The sequence below is a fragment of the Haladaptatus ordinarius genome (assembly GCF_054177595.1).
The window spans coordinates 1-2,759 of sequence record NZ_JBPEHH010000227.1; the positions used below are offsets into that span (position 1 = coordinate 1).

2 protein-coding genes and 1 pseudogene are annotated in these 2,759 nt (G+C 63.0%); all 3 read left to right on the forward strand.

The features are described from left to right. A pseudogene (locus tag ACR3FF_RS26665) lies at positions 1-116 on the forward strand (IS1595-like element ISHti5 family transposase); the annotation flags it as partial. Between the two features lie 317 nt (positions 117-433). Further along, positions 434-1,195 (forward strand): Nif3-like dinuclear metal center hexameric protein, encoded by a 762-nt coding sequence (locus ACR3FF_RS26670; RefSeq protein ID WP_458191097.1) that lies wholly within the window; start codon positions 434-436, stop codon positions 1,193-1,195. A 321-nt stretch (positions 1,196-1,516) separates the two neighbouring features. Beyond that, positions 1,517-2,638: a deoxyhypusine synthase gene (locus ACR3FF_RS26675; protein WP_458191096.1), complete on the forward strand. Its 1,122-nt coding sequence runs from the start codon at positions 1,517-1,519 to the stop codon at positions 2,636-2,638. The last annotated feature ends 121 nt before the right edge of the window (positions 2,639-2,759 follow it).

The window sequence follows — 2,759 nt, forward strand, 5'->3', positions numbered from 1 at the left end:
GAAGGTTCCGAGGCGTCTCAAAACACCACTTACAGGGCTATCTAAACTTCTTGGGCTGGATCCTCAACACCGACGACTGGTTCGAGCAGATCCTAAGTACTGACTTCTACAGATGAGCGCGTCAGAAAACCGAGCAGCGGGGCGCTCACTTAGAGCACGCGCCGTACTTTCTTCACGATACGTCGCCTGAACCGTCGTGGCAGGCGTCGCCACGCAAACATAGCTTTTCGGAACTTGCCCATCGTGAAACACCTCGATTACCGCTCGTCCCCGAAACGGGGAGTAAGGATTGACCACGCCGCGGTTTAACAGTGATGGCAGTTCGACGATTTTCGTCGCCGGTGGGATGGAGAACGGCGAACGACGAGAAGAGCGACGCGCCCGACGAGCGAAAGGCGGGGAATACAAACCGTGCGCCCACCGACGATGTGACATGGACCTCGCCGAACTCACCGACCGATACGACGACCGACTCAGGACGACCGACTTCGCAGACGTGGACGCCAGTGCGAACGGCCTCCAGGTCGGCCCGGACGACTTCGACGGAGAGCGCGTCGCCTTCGCCGTGGACGCCGCAGAACAGACGGTCGAGGCGGCGGTGGAGTGGGGTGCAGACCTGCTGGTCGTCCACCACGGCCTCTCGTGGGGGGGCATCGAGCGCGTGACCGGCCACCAGTACCACCGAATCGCACCGCTCGTCGAGAACGACGTGGCGCTGTACGTCTCGCATCTCCCCCTCGATTCGCACCCCGAACTCGGCAATGCGGCGGGGGTCGCAGATCTGCTCGGCCTCGACGCGCGCGAACCATTCGGCCAGATGGGGTCGGAGCATATCGGCCAGCGAGGCAGTGGCGCGTTCACGGTCGAGGAGATTCACGACCTGTTGGCGAGTGAACTCGACACCGGCGGACGAGACGTACGGGTGCTGGATTTCGGCCCGGAGACGGTCGAAGACGTCGCCATCGTCACCGGGAGCGGGGTCGACTGGCTGGACGAAGCGGCGGCAGTGGGGGCGGACGCGCTGATTACGGGTGAGGGCAAACAGAAGGTATACCACGAAGCGCGCGAGGCAGGCATCAACGTCTTTCTCGCGGGCCACTACGCGACCGAGACGTTCGGCGTGCAGTCGCTCCGGTCGCTCGCCGACGAGTGGGGACTGGAGACGACGTTCCTGGACGTGCCGACTGGTCTGTAACTACACAGTCATCCCGACTGATTTTTCACGGCAAGTCATACGTTTTCGTCGAAAAAGGAGGTATTAAAAGGGGGCGCTACGAGGTGTGGGACGTGTCCTGCGGGTATCAACGGCCCGAGAGGACCGCCGGAGCCATTTGGGTCACGCTCCGGTCTCGCCGGGCACGGGCCGCCGCCGACCGGCCCCGATAGCCGAGCCTTCGGGTTGCGGCTAATCGAAGCGTCTCTGGCGTCTGACCCGGCGTCACGCGCGCCCTCGTGGCAGTCGGCAACACAGTTTCTAATCGAGGCATTGAACCACCTGCACGCGACAGAGTGGCGTATGAACGACGACCACGACGAGAGAGCGCACGGCGAGGAAGGCCACGACGAGCGCGACGAGCACGGCGGACACCCCCAGGACGAACGGCACGCCCATCGTGAGGAGTTCCACCACGACCCCATTGCCCACGCGGAAGTCCGCGCCGGAATGACCGTCGGTGAACTGGCCGACGAGTACGGCTCCGCGGGCGTGGGCGCGGCGAACCTCCACGAAGCCGTGGACATCTACGCAGAGATGCTGGGCGAGGACGTTACCAGCTTCTTCGGGCTCGCGGGCGCGATGGTTCCGACCGGAATGCGCCGCATCGTCGCCGACCTCATCCGTGACGGGCACATCGACGCACTGGTGACGACGGGCGCGAACCTCACTCACGACGCCATCGAGGGCATCGGCGGCAAACACCATCACGGAAGGGCACACCCTTCCTGCTCACACTCGCAAAACTCGCGTGAACATGGAAGGGACGAACAACACGACAAGTCGATGCGCGAGCACGACGAGCAGTTGCGCGACGAGGAGATAGACCGCATCTACAACGTCTATCTGCCACAGGAGCATTTCGCGCTGTTCGAGTCTCACCTGCGCTCCGAGGTCTTCCCCAACATCGAGGAGACGGTGAGCATCCAGCGCATGACCGAGGAACTGGGTCGCGCCAACAGCGAGGTCAACCAGCGCGAGGGTATCGAGGAGGACGCCGGAATCGCTGCGGCGGCCTACGAGAACGACGTGCCCATCTACTGCCCGGCCGTGCAGGATTCGGTGCTCGGACTGCAGGCGTGGATGTACTCCCAGACCTCCGATTTCACCCTGGACGCCCTGAAAGACATGACCCACCTCACCGACCTCGCGTTCGAAGCCGAGAAGTCCGGCGCGATGGTTGTCGGCGGCGGTGTCCCCAAGAACTACGTCCTCCAGACCATGCTCGTCTCGCCCTCGGCCTACGATTACGGCGTTCAGCTGACGATGGACCCACCTGAGACGGGTGGGCTCTCGGGAGCGACGCTGGACGAAGCGCGCTCGTGGGGCAAACTCGAGAAGTCGGCCCGGAATGTGAGCGTGTACGCCGACGCGACCATCACGCTTCCGCTGGTCGTCGCGGCGGCGCGAGAGAGAATCGAGTGACCCACGTTTTCGGGATCTCGATAGCTACAAACCACCAGACAGCTGATACACTGCTCAGAATTGTTCCCAGTGAGACTGTCGAGAGAAACTGTTTGTGAAGAAGTGTTACTCTTCGTCTCCA